This window comes from Kitasatospora sp. NPDC087861, from assembly GCF_044742585.1.
GTDB lineage: Bacteria > Actinomycetota > Actinomycetes > Streptomycetales > Streptomycetaceae > Kitasatospora.
Map to the genome: position 1 here is coordinate 544,674 of NZ_JBIUUS010000001.1, position 18,531 is coordinate 563,204.

The window sequence follows — 18,531 nt, forward strand, 5'->3', positions numbered from 1 at the left end:
TGAGGCGCCGCGAAGAAACGTTTCTTCACGGCGCGCCACGGAGGCGGAGCTAGTGCTGCGCGACCGCCGGCGGGGTCAGCGGGACCTCCACCAGCCGGTGCCGCGAGCGCCCCAGCATCTCCTCGCGCTCGTCCTCGGTCATCCCACCCCAGACGCCGTACGGCTCGCGGACCGCCAGCGCGTGCGCCGCGCACTCGGTGATCACCGGACAGCGCATGCAGACCTCCTTGGCGCTGGCCTCACGCGAACTGCGCGCGGCCCCCCGCTCGCCTTCGGGGTGAAAGAAGAGCGAGCTGTCCACGCCACGGCAGGCTGCGGAGAGCTGCCAGTCCCAGAGGTCCGCGTTGGGGCCGGGGAGGCGGGAGAAATCTGCCATGGCTCATTCCCTTCAGAGGCTCGTCGGCCGTGGGCCGGCGCTCAGCGGGCTGCTGCTGGGCGGCGCGGCGGGGCGTCGATGCACTGGTGTGGACACCTGGAAATATGACTTACGGCAACTCCATGGACAAGTCACCCACAGAGTGGCACAACAGTCAATGACCATACGAAAGCTATAAAAGCGGGCAAAGTGGGCAATGAGTTCGCCGGGTGCGGGCGTGGCAATCGGGTGGCCGGGGGGCGCACGACACTCCGTACCGGTGTGCGGGTCGTACGCCGACCGCGCGCGAGCTGGGCAAAAGTGCGGCGTGTGCACCGCGATGCGGCTGATCGGTAACGGGTCGGCCACGTACAGTGGTGGAGATGGCCCTGAAGGCCGTAACTCATTCGAGTGACGGTCGTTGGAAGTGTGGAGGCGGTTAGCGGGCGCCGGACGTCGGGAACGATCGCGGGGAAGTTGAGGCGATCAGCACGGAGTCTGTCGCCGATCGGCCGTGTCGGAGAGGTTCGTACCAGCCAGGAGGCTCAACGTGACGCGGATCAGCTGCGGAGGACGACGGTCATGACTTCCGTTCTCGTTTGCGACGATTCCCCGCTCGCCCGCGAGGCGCTTCGCCGCGCGGTCGCGACCGTACCCGGTGTGGACCGGGTCACCACCGCGACGAACGGGGAGGAGGTCCTCCGCCGCTGGGTGGCCGACCGCTCCGATCTCGTTCTGATGGACGTCCGAATGCCCGGCCTCGGCGGGGTCGAGACGGTCCGGCGGCTGCTGTCCGCCGATCCGGGCGCGCGGATCATCATGCTCACCGTCGCCGAGGACCTCGACGGGGTCGCGCTCGCGGTGGCCGCGGGCGCCCGCGGGTACCTGCACAAGGACGCCTCGCGCGCCGAGCTGCGGGCCACCGTCACCCAGGCCCTCGCCGACCCGACCTGGCGGCTCGCTCCGCGCCGCCTGCGCAGCCCCGACATGGGCGCGGCGCCCACGTTGACGGCGCGTGAGATCCAGGTGCTGGAGGGCATGAGCCACGGGCGCAGCAACGCCGAGATCGGCCGCGAGCTGTTCCTGTCCGAGGACACCGTCAAGACCCACGCCCGACGGCTGTTCAAGAAGCTCGGGGCCTCCGACCGCGCCCACGCGGTGGCGCTGGGTTTCCGCTGGGGCCTGGTCCGCTGACCGTCGGTGGCGCCGCCGGCTGCGGCGCACCGCCGGCGGTTCCCGGGACGGACGCCGTACGGGCGTGTGACGTTACGGCCCCGAGGTTGCACCATGGAGGAGTGGAGCACCTCGGGGACCAGCGGACAGGCACTGCGGCGAACCACACGGTCGCAGGACACTCGGCGGACGGCGCGACAGGCGGGACCACCGACGGCGGCGGGGCGGGAGGCGGCACGGTGCAGGAGGGGCCGGTGGTGCGCGGCGGCACGCCGCACGGTGCCGCACCGCATAACGTTCCGGTGCACAACTCCGGACGCGGTGCCGCGTTTTCCCGCTCGACCAGGCACCATGGACCGATGCGTGACGACGTCGCCGGTGCGGCCGGCCAGGCGGACCCGGTGGAGGCCGAGCCCTCCGGCCCCGGTGGCGATCCGTCGTACGCCGACCCCGGTGGCCCCGGCGCGGAGTCCGGCCCCGGTCGCCCGCCGGTGCTCGGCGCCGGCGGCTCGCCGCTGGTGGGCGAGCTGGTCGCGGCCGCCGTCCGCGGTGAGGGCCCGGCCATCGACGCCCTGCTCGCCTACGTCCACCCGCTGGCGCTGCGCTACTGCCGCGGCCGGCTGGTCCGGCTGCCCGGCGGCGCCCGGCACCACGTGGACGACGTCGCGCAGGAGGTCTGCGTCGCGGTGCTGTGCGCGCTGCCCCGGTACAAGGACCAGGGGCGGCCGTTCGAGGCCTTCGTCTACGGCATCGCCGCGCACAAGATCGCGGATCTGCAGCGGGCCGCGATGCGCGGGCCCGGTTCGACGGTCGTCCCGCAGGACGACCTGCCGGAGGTGCCGGACGAGGCGCTCGGCCCGGAGGAGCAGGCGCTGCTGAGCAGCGACGCGGCCTGGGCCAAGGAACTGCTCTCCAACCTGCCGGCCCGTCAGCGCGAACTGGTGCTGTTGCGGGTCGCCGCCGGGCTCTCGGCGGAGGAGACCGGCGAGGTGCTGGGGATGTCGCCGGGCGCCGTCCGGGTGGCGCAGCACCGGGCGCTCAGCCGGCTGCGGGCGCTCGCCGAGGAGTCCTCCTGAACCCCTGACCGGCCGGAATGAGCCACGGGTGGCCGGTGTTGTCAAGGGCACACGAGGACACATTCGCGGTGCCAGTACGATGGGGTATCGGCGCCTGGGCGGGTTGCCAAAGTTTCGCGGGTGCGCGTGGGGTTCCCTTGGAGGTTCCTCCAAGGCCATCCGGCTTCGGCAGTCTGCGCGAGTGAGCGATTTACGCGCCCCCACCCTCAGGGCGTGAGCGGATTAGGCCGGCCACGGAAGGTACCCCCAAATGTCTTACAACGCCGCAGGCGTACCCGAGAAGTTCGCGATGCTCGGGCTCACGTTCGATGACGTCCTGCTGCTGCCCGGGGCCTCCGCGGTGCTGCCGAACCAGGTCGACACCTCCTCGCGGGTCTCCCGGAACGTGCGCGTCAACATCCCGCTGCTCTCCGCGGCGATGGACAAGGTCACCGAGGCGCGGATGGCGATCTCGATGGCCCGCCAGGGTGGCGTGGGCGTGCTGCACCGCAACCTGTCGGTCGAGGACCAGGCCAACCAGGTCGACCTGGTGAAGCGCTCCGAGTCCGGCATGGTCACCGACCCGATCACGGTCGGCCCGGACACCACGCTGGCCGAGGCCGACGCGCTGTGCGCCAAGTTCCGCATCTCCGGCGTGCCGATCGCCGACGAGGCCGGCAAGCTGCTCGGCATCGTCACCAACCGCGACATGGCCTTCGAGTCGGACCGCAGCCGCCAGGTCCGCGAGATCATGACCCCGATGCCGCTGATCACCGGCAAGGTCGGCATCTCCGGCGAGGACGCGATGGCGCTGCTGCGCCGCCACAAGATCGAGAAGCTCCCGCTGGTCGACGACGAGGGCCGGATCAAGGGCCTGATCACCGTCAAGGACTTCGTCAAGGCCGAGCAGTACCCGAACGCCGCCAAGGACGCCGAGGGCCGGCTGCTGGTCGGCGCCGCCGTCGGCGCCAGCGCCGAGGCGTTCGACCGGGCCCAGGCCCTGGTCGAGGCCGGCGCGGACTTCCTGGTGGTGGACACCTCGCACGGCCACAGCCACAACGCGCTGGCCTGGATCGAGAAGATCAAGTCGGCCGTCGGGATCGACGTGGTCGGCGGCAACGTGGCCACCCGGGACGGCGCCCAGGCGCTGATCGACGCCGGCGTGGACGGCGTCAAGGTCGGTGTCGGCCCCGGCTCCATCTGCACCACCCGCGTGGTCGCCGGCATCGGCGTCCCGCAGATCACCGCCATCTACGAGGCCGCCCAGGCCTGCCAGGCGGCCGGCGTGCCGGTCATCGGCGACGGCGGCCTGCAGTACTCCGGCGACATCGGCAAGGCGCTGGCCGCCGGCGCCGACACCGTGATGCTGGGCTCGCTGCTGGCCGGCTGCGAGGAGTCCCCGGGCGAGCTGATGTTCATCAACGGCAAGCAGTTCAAGTCCTACCGCGGCATGGGCTCGCTGGGCGCCATGCAGTCCCGCGGCCAGGGCCGCTCGTACTCCAAGGACCGCTACTTCCAGGCCGAGGTGGCCTCGGACGACAAGCTCGTCCCCGAGGGCATCGAGGGCCAGGTGCCCTACCGCGGCCCGCTGTCGGCCGTGCTGCACCAGCTGGTCGGCGGCCTGCGCCAGACCATGGGCTACGTCGGCGCCGCCACCATCGCCGAGATGGAGAGCAAGGGCCGCTTCGTCCGGATCACCTCGGCGGGCCTCAAGGAGAGCCACCCGCACGACATCCAGATGACCGTCGAGGCGCCGAACTACTCCAACCGCTGAGTCGTCCGAACCGTCGAGGGGCCCGTCGCCGCGCTCGTGGCGACGGGCCCCTCCGGTGCGTCCGGGGGCGGGGGTGCCGGGGGCGTCTGGGCAGGACGCCGCGGAGGCGAGCGCGCGAGTTCCAGGGTGCGGGATACTGGGGGCGGCCGGGGTGACCCGGCGGGCATGAGCAACAAACCAGAAGGGCTCGAAGTGACTGAGATCGAGATCGGGCGAGGCAAGCGCGGCCGACGGGCGTACTCCTTCGACGACATCGCTGTCGTCCCCAGCCGCCGTACCCGGGACCCGAAGGAGGTCTCGATCGCCTGGCAGATCGACGCCTACCGCTTCGAGCTGCCGTTCCTGGCCGCCCCGATGGACAGCGTGGTCTCGCCGCAGCAGGCCATCGCCATCGGCCGCCTCGGCGGCCTCGGCGTGCTGAACCTGGAAGGCCTCTGGACCCGCTACGAGGACCCGCAGCCGCTGCTCGACGAGATCGCCACGATCACCGACGAGGCCGCCGCGACCCGCCGCCTGCAGGAGATCTACGCCGCACCGATCCGCGCCGAGCTGATCAAGCAGCGGATCCAGGAGGTCCGCGACTCCGGCGTGGTCACCGCCGCCGCGCTCTCGCCGCAGCGCACCGCCGAGTTCTCCAAGGCCGTCGTGGACGCCGGCGTCGACGTCTTCGTCATCCGCGGCACCACCGTCTCGGCCGAGCACGTCTCCAGCGCCGCCGAGCCGCTCAACCTCAAGCAGTTCATCTACGAGCTGGACGTCCCGGTGATCGTCGGCGGCTGCGCCACCTACACCGCCGCCCTGCACCTGATGCGCACCGGCGCGGCCGGCGTGCTGGTCGGCTTCGGCGGCGGCGCCGCCCACACCACCCGCGGCGTCCTCGGCATCCAGGTGCCGATGGCCACCGCCGTCGCCGACGTGGCCGCCGCCCGCCGCGACTACATGGACGAGTCCGGCGGCCGCTACGTGCACGTGATCGCGGACGGCGGCGTCGGCTACAGCGGCGACATCCCGAAGGCCGTCGCCTGCGGCGCCGACGCGGTGATGATCGGTGCCGCGCTGGCCCGGGCCACCGACGCGCCCGGCAAGGGCTTCCACTGGGGCATGGAGGCCGTCCACGAGGAGCTGCCGCGCGGCAAGCGGGTGGACCTCGGCACGGTCGGCACCACCGAGGAGATCCTGACCGGTCCGTCGCACACCCCCGACGGCACCATGAACCTGTTCGGTGCGCTGCGCCGCGCGATGGCCACCACCGGCTACACCGAGCTCAAGGAGTTCCAGCGGGTCGAGGTGACCGTCAACCCGGCGCTCAACCACCGCTGAGGCACGTGTGGCGAAGGCCTCCGCCGGTTCGGGCGGGGGCCTTCGGGCTGTCCGGGGGTCAGCCGCGGTTGGCGGTGCGGCGGGTGAGGAGGAACCCGCCGACCAGGGCGATGCCGTAGAAGGCGAGGTCGAGCGCGCGCAGCTCGGCGCGCCAGTGCGCCAGGACGTCGTGCGGCAGTCCGCGCGGGCCCGGGCCGGCCGCGTGCACCCGGCGGACCTGGCCGGTCAGCTGGCCCAGCAGCAGCGCGCCGGCCGCGAGCACCGCGCCGAGCAGCGGCAGCACCCGGCTGCGGCCGCCGAGGCGGCCGAGCGGTAGGGCGACCAGGGCGGCGAGGGCGATGGCCAGCCAGCCGAGGCTGTCCGCGGCTCGGGCCGGTGCGCAGCCGTACGCCAGACCGCCGAGCAGCATGGCGAGGACGGCGAGGGCGACCGCCAGGGCGGTGCGGCGGCGCGGGCCCCTCCGGGGGGAGGCGGCGGCCGGGACGTATCCGGCCACCGGGACACCGGGCATACCGGGCGCGACGTAGCCCTCGGGGGTGTCCGGGGCGGGTGCGACCGAGTAGTGCTGGGCGGTGCGCGGCCGGCCCGACTGGCCGTCAGGGCCCGGTGCGGGTGCGGTCATGGGCATCGGATCCCCCCGGAAAGACGATGAGCTGCCGAACGGTAGCAGCGCCCCGGGCGGATCTTGGCGAGTTTTCGATCACAGATCGGGCACGGAGCGCCGGGCCGGATCCGGTATGTCCCGGCTTGCGTTCCGGGGGGCGGGTGGTCGCGGCCCCCGGGGACAGGGGATGATGGAGGCTTGGGCGTTCGGGCCTGAGGCCGGGCCGACACGCCGTCACCACGACTGCCGGCAGCACATGGGGGAACGTTCCGAATGACCCAGGCGCAGGGTTCCACCGGCCGCCTCCTGGCCGGCCGCTACCGGCTGAACGCGGTGCTCGGACGCGGCGGTATGGGCACCGTCTGGCGCGCCGAGGACGAGATGCTGGGCCGGACCGTCGCGGTCAAGGAACTGCGGATGAACGCCAGCGTCGAGGAGGAGGAGAAGCACCGGCTGATCGTCCGGACGCTGCGCGAGGCCAAGGCCACCGCCCGGATCCGGCACAGTTCGGCGGTCACCGTCTTCGACGTGGTCGAGGAGGACGACCGGCCGTGGATCGTCATGGAGCTGGTCGAGTCCCGCTCGCTGGCCGACGTCATCCGCGAGGACGGACCGCTCGCCCCCGCCCGGGCCGCCGAGATCGCGCTCGACGTGCTCGGCGTGCTGAGTGCCGCGCACGCGCTGGGCATCCTGCACCGGGACGTCAAGCCGTCCAACGTGCTGATCGGCGAGGACGGCCGGGTCGTGCTCACCGACTTCGGCATCGCCAGTGTGGAGGGCGACGCCTCGGTCACCTCCACCGGCATGCTGGTCGGCGCGCCCTCGTACATATCCCCGGAGCGGGCCCGCGGGCAGAAGCCCGGACCGCCGGCCGACCTGTGGTCGCTGGGCGGCACGCTGTACGCGATGGTCGAGGGCCGGCCGCCGTACGACCGGGGCTCGGCGCTGGCCACCCTGACCGCGGTGATGACCGAGGACCTGACCGCCCCCGTGAACGCCGGGGCCCTGCAGCCGGTGATCGAGGGGCTGCTGGCCAAGGACCCGGGCGAGCGGCTGGACGCCTCGCAGACCCGGTCGATGCTGAAGCGGGTCGTCGCGGAGGCCACCGCGAAGGCCGAGTCGACGACCGAGCACGCGGTGCCGATCGAGCAGCCGGCCGCCGCCGCGGAGCCGGAGGAGGCCCCGGCGGCAGCCGCGGCCAAGGCCGAGGAGGGCCGCAAGCGGTCCATCGGCGGGCTGCTGGGGACGGTCCGGGTGGGCAGCCGGGTCAAGGCCGAGGAGCCGGCCGCCGCGGTGGAGCCCGGCGCGGAGCCGGCGTCCGAGGCCGCGTCGGCGCCGGCGTCGGCACCGGATTCGGCTTCGACCCCGGCTCCGGCGACCGAGCCGATCCGGCCGGTGACCAGCGAGTGGACGCTGGGCGCCACTCAGGCGGCCGGTGCCGACCCGCGCAACGGCCGGCGGCGGCTGGCCGTGGTCACCGTGGTGCTGGTCCTGCTGCTGATCGCCGGCGTGGTCGCGGTGGTTCAGGCCGTCGGCAGCGGGGACGGCGAGTCGGCGAACGGCGCGGGTGCCACCGCGCCGGTGGCGGCCGGCAGCGAGACCGGGCCGAGCGGGACCCCGGCGGCGACCGGGACGGCGGCGGTGCCCGGGCCGGCCGCCGACACGCCCGGCACCGAGGCGCCCGACACCGCCGCGGCCACCACGCCGCCCGCCGCTCCGCCGCCCGCCCCCGCTCCTGTGCAGACCCCGACCCCGACCCCGACCCCGACCCCGACTCCGCCGGGGGCCGCCGTTCCGGCCGGCTACCACGAGTACAAGGACCCGAGCGGCTTCTCGGTCGTCCTGCCCGACTGGCTGCAGCCGTCCGGGTCGGAGAGCACCCGCCGCATCTTCAAGGGCAACGGCAGCACCCTGACCATCGAGTGGACCACCAGCCCCGGCCCCAGTGCCCTCGCCGACTGGCAGGACTCCGAGCCGGGCCTGCGTTCGAAGGTCACCAACTACCAGCGGGTCAACCTGGCGGCGCTCACCTACCGGCAGTGGACCAACGCGGCGGACTGGGAGTGGACCAGCGGCACGCCGCGCACGCACTCGCTCAACCGGGGCTTCGTCACCGGGAGCCCGGCCAAGTACGGCTACGCGATCTACTGGATCACCCCGGACGCGGACTGGGGCTCCCCGGCCAACTCCCAGGCCCGGGACGCGGCCTTCGCCAGCTTCCAGCCCGCGCCGTAGGACGTGGCACCAGGGCCTGCCGGGCCCCGGGGCCGGACCGGCCCTAGCCGATCAGGCGGGCCTTGGCCCGGGTGAACTCCTCGTCGGTGAGTGCGCCGGAGGCGTGCAGGGCGGCCAACCGCTCCAGCTGGCCGAGGAGTTGATCGCCGGCGTTCAGCTCGGCGGGGGCGGCGTCGGTCGGCGTCGGCTTGGTCGGCGGGGCGGTGCGGGCGCGCCGGGCGGCTTCCCGGAGCCGCTCGGCGAAGACGTCGGCCTTGGCCACGTCCTCGAACCGGTGCGAGCCGGTCAGCGCGACGACCGTGAGGACGTCGCCGTTGAGCTTGGTCCTGGTCACGGTCGCGTCCGTGACCGCCGTAAGCGGAACTGGGACTGGCGGTTTACCGTCCTTGAGGAAGAGCAGTCGGTGGGTGGTGAGGACGAGCACCCCCTTGCGGAAGTGGTCGGGATGGCGCCCGGCGGTGGAGGCGACCGGATTCTCGCCGTCGATGACGGCGGCCTCGACCGTGCGTACGGCCTCGGCCTGGTTGGCTTTGTTGTTGTTGCCCGCCACCTTGAAGGCGGTGTCGATCAGCTCGGTCCAGTCCATGGGACCGAGCGTAAAGGAGCCGCTCAGTAGGCTGCTCGGTGAGCGAGAGGAACTGGCATGCGAGGCGGCCCGGGTCAGTTGCTGGCGGGGCGGTACCGGCTGACGGACCGTCCCGAACCGCTGCGCGCCCTGGCGGTGGACGACCGGACCGGGGAGTCCGTGCTGCTGCGCGCCCTGGAGCTGCCCCCGCTGCTGACCGGCGGTCAGGACCTGGACGGTGAGGTGCCCGCGCAGGCCGACCGGCTGGTCCGCCGGGTGGCGGCGGTCGGCTCGGCCGCGCCGACCAGGCACCCCCGGCTGCTGCGCGGGGTCGGTGCCTTCGTCGAGGGCGAGCTGTTGTGGACGGTGGAGGAGCGGCCGGGCGCCATGACGCTGGCCGATCTCGTGGCCGCCGGTCCGGTGCCGCCCTACCGGGCTGCCGAGCTGGCGGCGGACCTGGCCGGCGCGCTGCGGGCGCTGCACGAGGACGGGCTCGTGCACGGGAACCTGACCGCCGAGTCGGTGCTGGTCTGCGAGGACGGCGCGGCGATGCTCGGCGGGCTGCTGGCGGGGGTGGCGCAGGAGGCGCTGGCCGAGGACCTCGGCGGGCCGGGCGGGCGCCGCCGGTACGACGTGCGGGCCACCCTGGTCGGACCGGTGGCGGAGCGTTGGCCGCTGGACGGTGGCCCGGCGGGCGACTGCTGGGCGCTCGGGGTGCTGGTGCAGCGGCTGGTCACCGGCCGCTCGCCGTTTCCGGACGGCGGCGTCCCGGAGCTGGTGACGGCGGTCCGGGACGGCCGGCGGGAGCCCTCGGCGGTCTGCGGGCCGCTGGCGCCGCTGGTCGAGCGGCTGCTGCAGCCCGACCCCTCGCGGCGCCCGACCGCGGAGCAGGTCCGCCGGGAGCTGTCGGCGCTGCTCGCGGGCGCGCCGGAGCCGGTCGACGAGGAGTGGGCGGCGCGGGCCCTGGTGCCGCGGCCGGACGGCCCGCTGGTGCCGCGCCGACGCGGGCGGGGCGAGCGTGGCAAGCGTGGCGGGCAGGGCGGCGGGCAGGTGGAGACCGCCGCGGGGGACGGGACCGGGCGGTCGGCCGAGGTGCGGCCGCCGCGGATACCCCCGGCGCTGCTGGGCCCGCTGTTGGTGGGGGGCGTGTTCGTGCTGCTGGTGCTGGGGATAACCGCGGTGGTGCTGTTCGCAGGCTGACGGCCCGGCTCCGTCCCGGTACGCCGGTCCGGCGGGTGGGCGTGATTACCGGGGTCGGCAAGGTACGCCTAATGTGTGCGTGGGACTTGTTCGAACAGTGGTCTGCACCAGGCCCCTCCGTCGCGGTGACGGCAGGCGGATGTGAGGGGGAGCGGTCGCCGATGGGCGTGCAGGACCGGCCGGAGACGGCCGAGGCGGAGCGGCTGCTGGCCGGGCGGTACGAGTTGGGCGACCGGCTCGGCCGGGGCGGCATGGGGACGGTCTGGCGGGCCTGGGACCGGATGCTCGACCGCGAGGTCGCGGTCAAGGAGCTGACCGTCAACCACCTGCCCGAGGACGAGCTGCAGATCCTGCACGCCCGGATGAAGCGGGAGGCCAGTGCGGCCGCCCGGATCAAGCACCCCGGCGTGATCACGGTGCACGACGTGCTGGAGCAGGACGGCCGGCCGTGGATCGTGATGGAGCTGGTGGACGGCCGCTCGCTCGCCGACGTGATCAGCCAGGACGGCACCCTGCAGCCGCGCGCCGTCGCCGAGGTCGGGAGCCAGGTGCTCGCCGCGCTGCACCGCGGCCACCAGCTCGGCGTCCTGCACCGGGACGTGAAGCCGGCCAACGTGCTGCTGGAGCGCGGCACCGGGCGGGTGGTGCTGCTGGACTTCGGCATCGCGACGTACGAGGGCTCGGCCGAGCTGACCCGCCCGGGCGACCTGGTCGGCTCGCCGGACTACCTGGCGCCGGAGCTCGCCCAGGGCGAGCGGCCCGGGCCGGCCTCGGACCTGTGGGGCCTCGGGGCGACGCTGTACGCCGCGGTGGAGGGCCAGTCGCCGTTCCGCCGGACCTCGCCGATCACCACGCTGGCCGCGGTGGTGGGCGAGCCGCTGCCGGAGCCGCGTCGGGCCGGGCCGCTGGGGCCGGTGCTGGCCGCGCTGATGTCCAAGGACCCGGCCGAGCGGCCGACCGCGGACGAGGCCGCCCGGATGCTGGCCGAGGTGCAGGTCGGGCACACGATCAGCCTGAAGTCGGTCGCGCCGGTGCGGATGCCCACCCAGTCGGTGCCGGTGGTGGACCGCGGCGAGCACCCGGTGGCGGAGGAGGACCGCGAGGAGGACGCGGCGGACACGGCGCAGGAGGGGGCCGAGGAACCGACCGCCGAGGCCGTCGTGGACACCGCCGGGGGCGTGGTGGCCGGGGCACCGGCGCTCGCCGCCGTGACCGCGCCGGTGGCGCACCCCATTGCGCCTGCGCGCGGACCGGCCAAGCGCCGCAACACCCTGAAGATCGTCGCGATCGCGCTGGCTGTCGGCCTGCTGGCGGCCGGGGCCACCTTCTTCGCCACCCGGCCCGGCGGCGGCCGCTCGGCCGACGACTCCGGCCCGACCGCCCCGACCTCCCCGGTCACCCCGGCCGCCTCCGCCACCTCGGACCCGAGCGGTGGTCCCGGCCAGGAGCCGGCCGCGCCCCCCGGCTACCACTGGGTGGACGACCCGGCCGGCTTCCGCTTCCCGCTGCCCTCGGGCACCCCGGCCTGGCAGCGCAGTGCCGCGTCCGACAACCAGATCTTCTACAGCCCCGATGGCAAGGTGCACTACCTGCAGTTCGCCGTCACCGTCGGCCAGTCGGTCAAGCCGCTGGAGCACATGCGGCAGATGGAGACCTCCGTCTCCAAGTCGCTGAAGGAGTACAAGCAGCACAAGCTGACCAGCGTCGCGGTGAACGGCCACGAGGCGGCCGTCTGGGAGTTCAGCTACGCCGCGCAGGGAGGTGGCCGCCGCCGGGCGATCGAGGCCGAGTTCATCGACGACGACGGCACCAGCTACGCGATCTACTCGTCCAGCCCGGAGAAGGGCAACGAGTGGAACGAGGCCGAACAGCGCTTCAACGCGGTGCTCCACTACTTCACGCCGACCCGCTGATCCGTCGCGCCCACCCGCCGGCCGGTGGGCGCCCGCTTTCGCCCGACTCCGGCAGATTCTTGTTACCGACGGGTACCGGACCGGCCGCCGAGCGCCTAGGCTGCGCCGTATGTCGGACCTCACAGCAGACGCAGTGGCCACCGAACACCCGGCGACCGGGAACCCGCCCGCCCCCGGCGGCGGCCGGACCGTCGCGGCGGCCGTCCCGCCGTCCCTGGTCACCCGGCTGGCCGCCGGCGTCACCGCCACCGGCGAGCCCAGCCTGGTGGAGACCGTCGCCCCGCTGACCGGTGAGCGGCTGGCGAGCCTGCCGCAGTCCACCCCGGCCGACGTCGAGGTCGCCTTCGAGCTGGCCCGCCGCGCCCAGGCGGCCTGGGCCGCGCTGCCGGTGCGCCGCCGCGCGGCCGTCCTGCTGCGCTTCCACGACCTGCTGCTCCGGCGGCAGGACGAGGTGCTGGACCTCATCCAGGCCGAGACCGGCAAGGCCCGGTTGCACGCCTTCGAGGAGGTGCTGGCCGTCGCGATGGCCGCCCGGCACTACGGACGGGCCGCGCACGGATACCTCAGGGACAAGCGGCACGGCGGGGCGCTGCCGGTGCTCACCCACGCGATCGAGGCTCGCCGCCCCAAGGGCGTGGTCGGCCACATCTCGCCCTGGAACTACCCGCTGGAGCTGTCCATCGGCGACGCCCTGCCCGCCTTCGTGGCCGGCAACGCCGTGGTCAACAAGCCGGACACGCAGACCGCGCTGACCGCGCTGTGGGCCCGCGAGCTGCTGGTCGAGGCCGGGCTGCCGGCCGACCTGTGGCAGGTCGTGATCGGCGACGGCCCGGTGATCGGCCCCGCCGTGGTGGAGCACGCCGACTACGTCTCGTTCACCGGCTCCACCCGCACCGGCCGCGAGGTCGCCCAGCGCGCCGCCGCCCGACTGGTCGGCGCCTCGCTCGAACTCGGCGGCAAGAACGCCATGCTGGTGCTCTCCGACGCCGACCTCGACCGGGCCGCCGCGGGCGCCGTCCGGGCCTGCTTCTCCTCCGCCGGGCAGCTGTGCATCTCGATCGAGCGGCTGCTGGTGCACCGCTCGGTGGCCGACGACTTCCTGGAGCGCTTCGCCGCCCGCACCCGGGCGCTGCGCCTGGGCGGCGGCCTCGCCTACGGCGCCGACATGGGCTCGCTGGTCTCGGTGCGCCAGCTGGAGACCACCACCCGGCACGTGGAGGAGGCGGTCAAGGCGGGTGCCACCGTGCTGGCCGGCGGCCGGGCCAGGCCCGACCTCGGCCCGTACTTCTTCGAGCCGACCATCCTCGACGGGGTGACCCCGGACATGGCGGTCTGCGGCGAGGAGACCTTCGGCCCGGTCGTCTCCGTCTACCGCTTCGACACCGAGGACGAGGCGGTGGCCGCCGCCAATTCCACGCCGTACGGCCTGAACTCCAGCGTCTGGACCAGGGACCTGCGGCGCGGGCGGGCGGTCGCGGCCCGGTTGCGCACCGGCACGGTCAACGTCAACGAGGCCTACGCGGCCGCGTACGGCTCGGTCGGCTCGCCGATGGGCGGCATGGGCGACTCCGGGCTCGGCCGCCGCCACGGCGCCGAGGGCATCCTGCGTTTCACCGAGGCGCAGACCATCGCGACCCAGCGGCTGATGCCGATCGCGCCCTCGTTCGGCCTGGACGACCGGCAGTTCGCCGCGGTGATGACCGGCGGGCTGCGGGCGTTGAAGGCGCTGCGGTTCAAGTAGCCGTCCCGGTGGAGGAGTACGACCCGGGGTACGGCCGGTCGGCCGCACCCCGGGGGTCCGACCCTGGGGTCAGGCCCGGGAGGAGGGGACAACTCGCCTCTCCCGTAGTCAGGTTCGCGTCTCGAAGGAGCAATGGCAGATGGTGGAGTCCGGCGGTGCGGCGGAGTTCGACTACGACGTGGTCGTGGTCGGCTCCGGCTTCGGTGGTTCGGTCGCCGCGCTGCGGCTGACCGAGAAGGGCTACCGGGTCGCCGTCCTGGAGGCCGGGCGGCGCTTCGACCGGGACGAACTGCCCAGGAACTCCTGGGACCTGTCGAACTACCTGTGGGCGCCGAAGCTCGGGCTGTACGGGATCCAGCGGATCCACCTGCTGGCCAACGTGCTGATCCTGGCCGGCGCCGGGGTCGGCGGCGGCTCGCTGAACTACGCCAACACCCTGTACGTGCCGCCGAAGGCCTTCTTCGAGGACCGCCAGTGGCGCCACATCACCGATTGGCAGGAGGAGCTGGCGCCGTTCTACGACCAGGCGCAGCGGATGCTCGGGGTTCGGCTCAACCCGACCGTCACCCCCTCGGACGTGCACCTCAAGGCGGCCGCCGAGCAACTGGGCGTCGGCGACACCTTCCACATGGCACCGGTCGGGGTCTTCTTCGGGGACGGCCAGGACGCCGGCGGCAGGGCCAAGGCGGCGCCCGGGGACGAGGTCGCCGACCCGTACTTCGGCGGCGCCGGGCCGGCCCGCAAGGCCTGCGTGGAGTGCGGCGAGTGCATGACCGGCTGCCGGCACGGGGCCAAGAACATGCTCACCGAGAACTACCTGTACCTGGCCGAGCGGGGCGGCGCCGAGATCCACCCGCTCACCACGGTGGCCCGGATCCGCGAGTGTGGCGGGGCCGACGGGAGCCGCGGCTTCGCGGTGGACGTGCGCCGCACCGACGCCCGCTCCCGGACCGACCGGGTGAAGGCGGGTGCGCGGACCATCACCGCCGCCCGGGTGGTGGTCGCGGCCGGCACCTACGGCACCCAGTCGCTGCTGCACCGGATGCGCGAGGCGGGGCACCTGCCCGGGATCTCCGCCCGGCTCGGCGAGCTGACCCGGACCAACTCCGAGGCACTGGTGGGCGCGCAGACCACCGACCGGCGCTACGGCTCCCGGGCGGACTTCACCAAGGGGGTGGCGATCACCTCCTCGATCCACCCGGACGCCAACACCCACATCGAGCCGGTCCGCTACGGCAAGGGCTCCAACGCGATGGGCGCGCTGTCGATCGCCCAGGTCAAGGGCGGCGGACGGGCCCCGCGCTGGCTGCGCTACCTGGGCGACTCGGTGCGCCACCCGGTGACCTTCGCCCGCTCGATGAACCAGCACCGCTGGTCCGAGAAGACGATCATCGGCCTGGTGATGCAGTCGCTGGACAACTCGATCACCGTCTCGCTGAAGAAGGGCCCGCTCGGCAGGAGCCGGCTCACCTCCGCCCAGGGCCACGGCGCCCCCAACCCGACCTGGATCCCGGCCGCCGAGCAGGGCGCCCAGGCGCTGGCCGAGCAGATCAACGGCTTCGCGGGCAGCACCGTCGGCGAGATCTTCGACATCCCGATGACCGCCCACTTCCTCGGCGGCTGCCCGATCGGCGACGCCCCCGAGACCGGCGTGGTCGACCCCTACCACCGGCTGTACGGGCACCCGGGGATCAGCGTGGTCGACGGCGCGGCCGTCTCCGCGAACCTCGGGGTGAACCCCTCGCTGACCATCACCGCGCAGGCCGAGCGCGCCATGTCGATGTGGCCCAACAAGGGCGAGGCGGACGGCCGTCCGGCCCCGGGCGAGGCCTACCGGCGGGTCGCCCCGGTGGCGCCCGCCCGGCCGGCCGTCCCGGAGGACGCGTTCGGTGCGCTCCGGCTGCCGCTGCTGCCCGTCCCGGAGGTCCCGAAGAAGCGCGGCTGAGCGGGCCGCGGCGGGCCAACCCGCCTGGCCCGGTGCCCGGTTGACATTCGTTCGGATCCGATGGGATAAACGGGCTTTCTGGGGGACCAGGAACTCGTCGAGCGGGGGGAAACCGGTCCATGGCCATCTGCGCGTCGTGCGGTGCGGCATCGGTGGAAGGGGCGCCCGCCTGCGCCTCGTGCGGACGGCCGTCGGCGCCGCCCCCGCCGACGGCCGCCATGCCGGTCGTACCGCCCGCTGCACCCCCTGCTGCACCGCCCCCGCCGGCGTACGGTCCGCCGCCCGGCTACGGCCCGCCGCCGCCCGGCCCCGGCTACCCGCCGTCCGCCGGCCCGCCCGCGCTGGGCAGCTGGGGCGCCGGACGGCCGTACGACCCGCAGGCCGGCCGGCCGACCGCGCTGAGCCGGCTGGTCGGTGCGGACTGGCGCCCGGCGCTCCTGACCGCCGTCGCGCCGACCGCGGTGCTGCTCCTGACCGCGCTGATCGTGGCGATCCCGAGCGACTACCAGTTCTCCTACCTGTTCCGGGCGCCCGAGTTCGGCGAGCGCTTCGGTGCCGCCCTGTCGCTGGCGCTGAACGCGCTCGGCGCGCCGTTCAAGCTGGGGTACACCACCCCGCTGAAGCGTGGCGACGCGGAGGGCTCGGACCTGCTGCTCCGGATGGTGCCGCTGACGGTCACCGTGCTGTGGATGCTGGCGCTCTGGCTCGGCGTACGGGCGGGGGCGCGCCGCCGCCGGGCCGCCGGCCTCCAGCTGAGCCGCGGCCAGGCCGCGGGCGAGGCGCTGCGTACCGCGGTGGTCCTGGCGGCGGTGACCGCGCTGCTCGGACTGGTCGGCGGGACGACCTGGCAGCCGCAGGCCGCCGGCGGGCGCTACTCCGGCCTCGTCGGCCGCGCCCTCGGGGTGACGTACACCGTGGACTCCGGCTGGCTGGAGGCGACCGGCTGGACCGCCCTGCTCGCCGCGCTGACGGCTTTCGCCGTCTACGGCACCGACGCGCTGCGCTGGGCCGCCTGGCGCAGCCGGGCGGTGCGCGGCTGGGCGGTGGCCGCGCTCACCGCCGGCCAGGCGCTGGCGCTGTCGCTGGGCCTGGCCTCGGTGACGGGCTTCGTGCTGGTCGCCGCCAACAGCGACAAGGGCTGGCAGACCGCGATCTCGCTGGCCTTCCTGCCGAACCTCGGCCTGGGCCTGCTCGGCCTGGGCTCGGGCGCGACCCTGCGCGGGTTCAGCGGGACGTCCGGCGCGGCGTCCGCGATCGACGGCGACTGGCGGGGTGGCCCCGACCGCATGGAGTTCTCCTTCTTCGACCTGCACGACCAGAGCGCCGACTGGCGCTGGACCGGCCTGCTGGCACTCGCCGCGGCCGGCGTCCTCGGCTGGTCGGCGTACCGGCGGCGGCTGGACGCGGCCGACCGGCTCCGGCTGGCGGCCGTCCACGCCGTGGTGCTCACCGCTCTGATGGCGGCGGGCGGCGCGCTGATGACCATCTCGACGTCCTCCGCGAACCCGGGGTGGGGCACCACCTACAACCAGCTGGGCGTGTCCCGGGAGACCTCGATCGGTCTGGTGTTCGTCAGCGTGCTGGTGGCCAACCTGGTCTGGGCGGCGATCGGCGCGCTGGTGGTGCCGTCGGTGCTGGCGGCCGTCGGCGGCCGGGGTGCGGCGGCCCCCCAGGGGGCCTACGGCCCGGCCCCGTACGGCGACGCCCCGTACGGCGCGGTGCCGCCGCAGCCGGGCGCGCCGTACCAGGCCGCCCCAGGGCCGCAGCCGTACGCGTCCGGGGCGGGGGTGAGCGACGTGGTCGGCTCGCACGACGCCCCGCCGGTGCCCTCGCCGGGCGCGGGGACTCCGGCCGAGGAACCGGTCGATCCGAGCGTCTGGCGCAAGCAGCCCTGAGCGCGGCGGTCCTGAGCGCGGCGGCCCTGCGCGCGGCGGTCCGGACCGCGTGAGCCCGGACAGGGCAAAGGGCCCCGCGGGGGAACGGGGCCCTTTGTCGCTCAGCACGCGGCGTCAGGGCTGCGCCGGTGCTGGGGTGACGGCGCCGGGGGAGGAGCGCCGTCGGGTCGGTCGGCTTCGGGGTCGCGCCCGCGCGGCCCGGCGTGGGTGGCCGGTGGCGCGGGGCGCGCACGCTCGCGGTGCGGCGGGTCGGCGCGCAGGTCTGCGCCGGGCCTTCGCTCACGGAGTGTGAGGGCACGTACGGCGTCGCCGCACAAGGCGGCGGCATCGGTCGGGGTCTCCGCAGTGCGCCTGCCGGCCGCCGGGAGAACCGCTTCCACGCAGCATCGTGCTGGACGGAGGGCTTGCTCTGCAACCGATTCGGCACAGTTCGGCACAGTCCATTTGGTGCGGGTGCGGACCCGAGGACGCCGTTCGGGCACGGGTGCACGCCCGGTTCAGGCCCGGCGGGCGATGGTGGGCAGGCGTCGACGCATGGCGTCGATGATCACGGTGTGTAGTGGTGTGAGTGGCTGCGGCGCACGGGGACGCGCGTAGCGGCGCGGGGACGGGACGGGGTGTGCGCCCGGGGTGTGCCCGGCTCGCGGCGGGGGTGCGACGGTCGGCCCCGGGCGTCCCCGGCGCCGGCCGTCCCACCTCTCGGTCCAGTCGCGGCCGGGGTCGCTGTCCCCTGCTGGCCGGCCGCGGCACCCGCGC

Annotated in this window: 13 protein-coding genes; 10 read left to right on the forward strand and 3 right to left on the reverse strand. The window is 74.4% G+C overall.

What is annotated here, in order from left to right:
* Positions 1-49: 49 nt before the first annotated feature.
* Complete coding sequence (locus ACIOJE_RS02540) at positions 50-376, reverse strand: WhiB family transcriptional regulator (protein WP_280675071.1); 327 nt, start codon at positions 374-376, stop codon at positions 50-52.
* Between the two features lie 561 nt (positions 377-937).
* Here ACIOJE_RS02540 and ACIOJE_RS02545 point away from each other — a divergent pair.
* The 4 genes from ACIOJE_RS02545 (at position 938) to ACIOJE_RS02560 (ending at position 5,677) form a co-directional block, all read left to right on the forward strand.
* Entirely contained in the window at positions 938-1,549 is a 612-nt protein-coding gene (locus tag ACIOJE_RS02545; protein ID WP_014136228.1) for a response regulator transcription factor, read from the forward strand.
* Between the two features lie 338 nt (positions 1,550-1,887).
* Positions 1,888-2,604 (forward strand): sigma-70 family RNA polymerase sigma factor, encoded by a 717-nt coding sequence (locus ACIOJE_RS02550; RefSeq protein ID WP_280675069.1) that lies wholly within the window; start codon positions 1,888-1,890, stop codon positions 2,602-2,604.
* 250 nt (positions 2,605-2,854) lie between these two features.
* Entirely contained in the window at positions 2,855-4,357 is a 1,503-nt protein-coding gene (guaB, locus tag ACIOJE_RS02555; RefSeq protein ID WP_280675067.1) for an IMP dehydrogenase, read from the forward strand.
* A 192-nt stretch (positions 4,358-4,549) separates the two neighbouring features.
* Complete coding sequence (locus tag ACIOJE_RS02560) at positions 4,550-5,677, forward strand: GuaB3 family IMP dehydrogenase-related protein (RefSeq protein WP_280675065.1); 1,128 nt, start codon at positions 4,550-4,552, stop codon at positions 5,675-5,677.
* Positions 5,678-5,735: 58 nt separating this feature from the next.
* Here ACIOJE_RS02560 and ACIOJE_RS02565 read toward each other — a convergent pair whose 3' ends face one another.
* Positions 5,736-6,299 (reverse strand): hypothetical protein, encoded by a 564-nt coding sequence (locus ACIOJE_RS02565; RefSeq protein ID WP_280675063.1) that lies wholly within the window; start codon positions 6,297-6,299, stop codon positions 5,736-5,738.
* 255 nt (positions 6,300-6,554) lie between these two features.
* Between ACIOJE_RS02565 and ACIOJE_RS02570 the strand changes: the two genes are divergently transcribed.
* A complete protein-coding gene (locus ACIOJE_RS02570; protein WP_400772756.1) occupies positions 6,555-8,516 on the forward strand; it encodes a serine/threonine-protein kinase in 1,962 nt (653 codons plus the stop codon).
* A 43-nt stretch (positions 8,517-8,559) separates the two neighbouring features.
* On the opposite strand, the gene ACIOJE_RS02575 is transcribed toward ACIOJE_RS02570, so the two are convergent.
* Complete coding sequence (locus tag ACIOJE_RS02575; RefSeq protein ID WP_400772758.1) at positions 8,560-9,102, reverse strand: SHOCT domain-containing protein; 543 nt, start codon at positions 9,100-9,102, stop codon at positions 8,560-8,562.
* A gap of 57 nt (positions 9,103-9,159) precedes the next feature.
* On the opposite strand from ACIOJE_RS02575, the gene ACIOJE_RS02580 reads away from it, so the two are divergent.
* The 5 genes from ACIOJE_RS02580 (at position 9,160) to ACIOJE_RS02600 (ending at position 17,775) form a co-directional block, all read left to right on the forward strand.
* Positions 9,160-10,281: a protein kinase gene (locus ACIOJE_RS02580; RefSeq protein ID WP_400772760.1), complete on the forward strand. Its 1,122-nt coding sequence runs from the start codon at positions 9,160-9,162 to the stop codon at positions 10,279-10,281.
* 161 nt (positions 10,282-10,442) lie between these two features.
* Complete coding sequence (locus ACIOJE_RS02585) at positions 10,443-12,194, forward strand: serine/threonine-protein kinase (protein ID WP_280675056.1); 1,752 nt, start codon at positions 10,443-10,445, stop codon at positions 12,192-12,194.
* Between the two features lie 109 nt (positions 12,195-12,303).
* Positions 12,304-13,935 carry a succinic semialdehyde dehydrogenase gene (locus tag ACIOJE_RS02590; RefSeq protein WP_280675054.1) on the forward strand — a complete coding sequence of 544 codons (1,632 nt, stop codon included), beginning with the start codon at positions 12,304-12,306 and terminating at the stop codon, positions 13,933-13,935.
* Between the two features lie 139 nt (positions 13,936-14,074).
* Positions 14,075-15,880 (forward strand): GMC family oxidoreductase, encoded by a 1,806-nt coding sequence (locus tag ACIOJE_RS02595; RefSeq protein ID WP_280675052.1) that lies wholly within the window; start codon positions 14,075-14,077, stop codon positions 15,878-15,880.
* Positions 15,881-16,098: 218 nt separating this feature from the next.
* Positions 16,099-17,775, forward strand: a complete 1,677-nt coding sequence (locus ACIOJE_RS02600) for a hypothetical protein (RefSeq protein WP_400772764.1) — start codon at positions 16,099-16,101, stop codon at positions 17,773-17,775.
* The last annotated feature ends 756 nt before the right edge of the window (positions 17,776-18,531 follow it).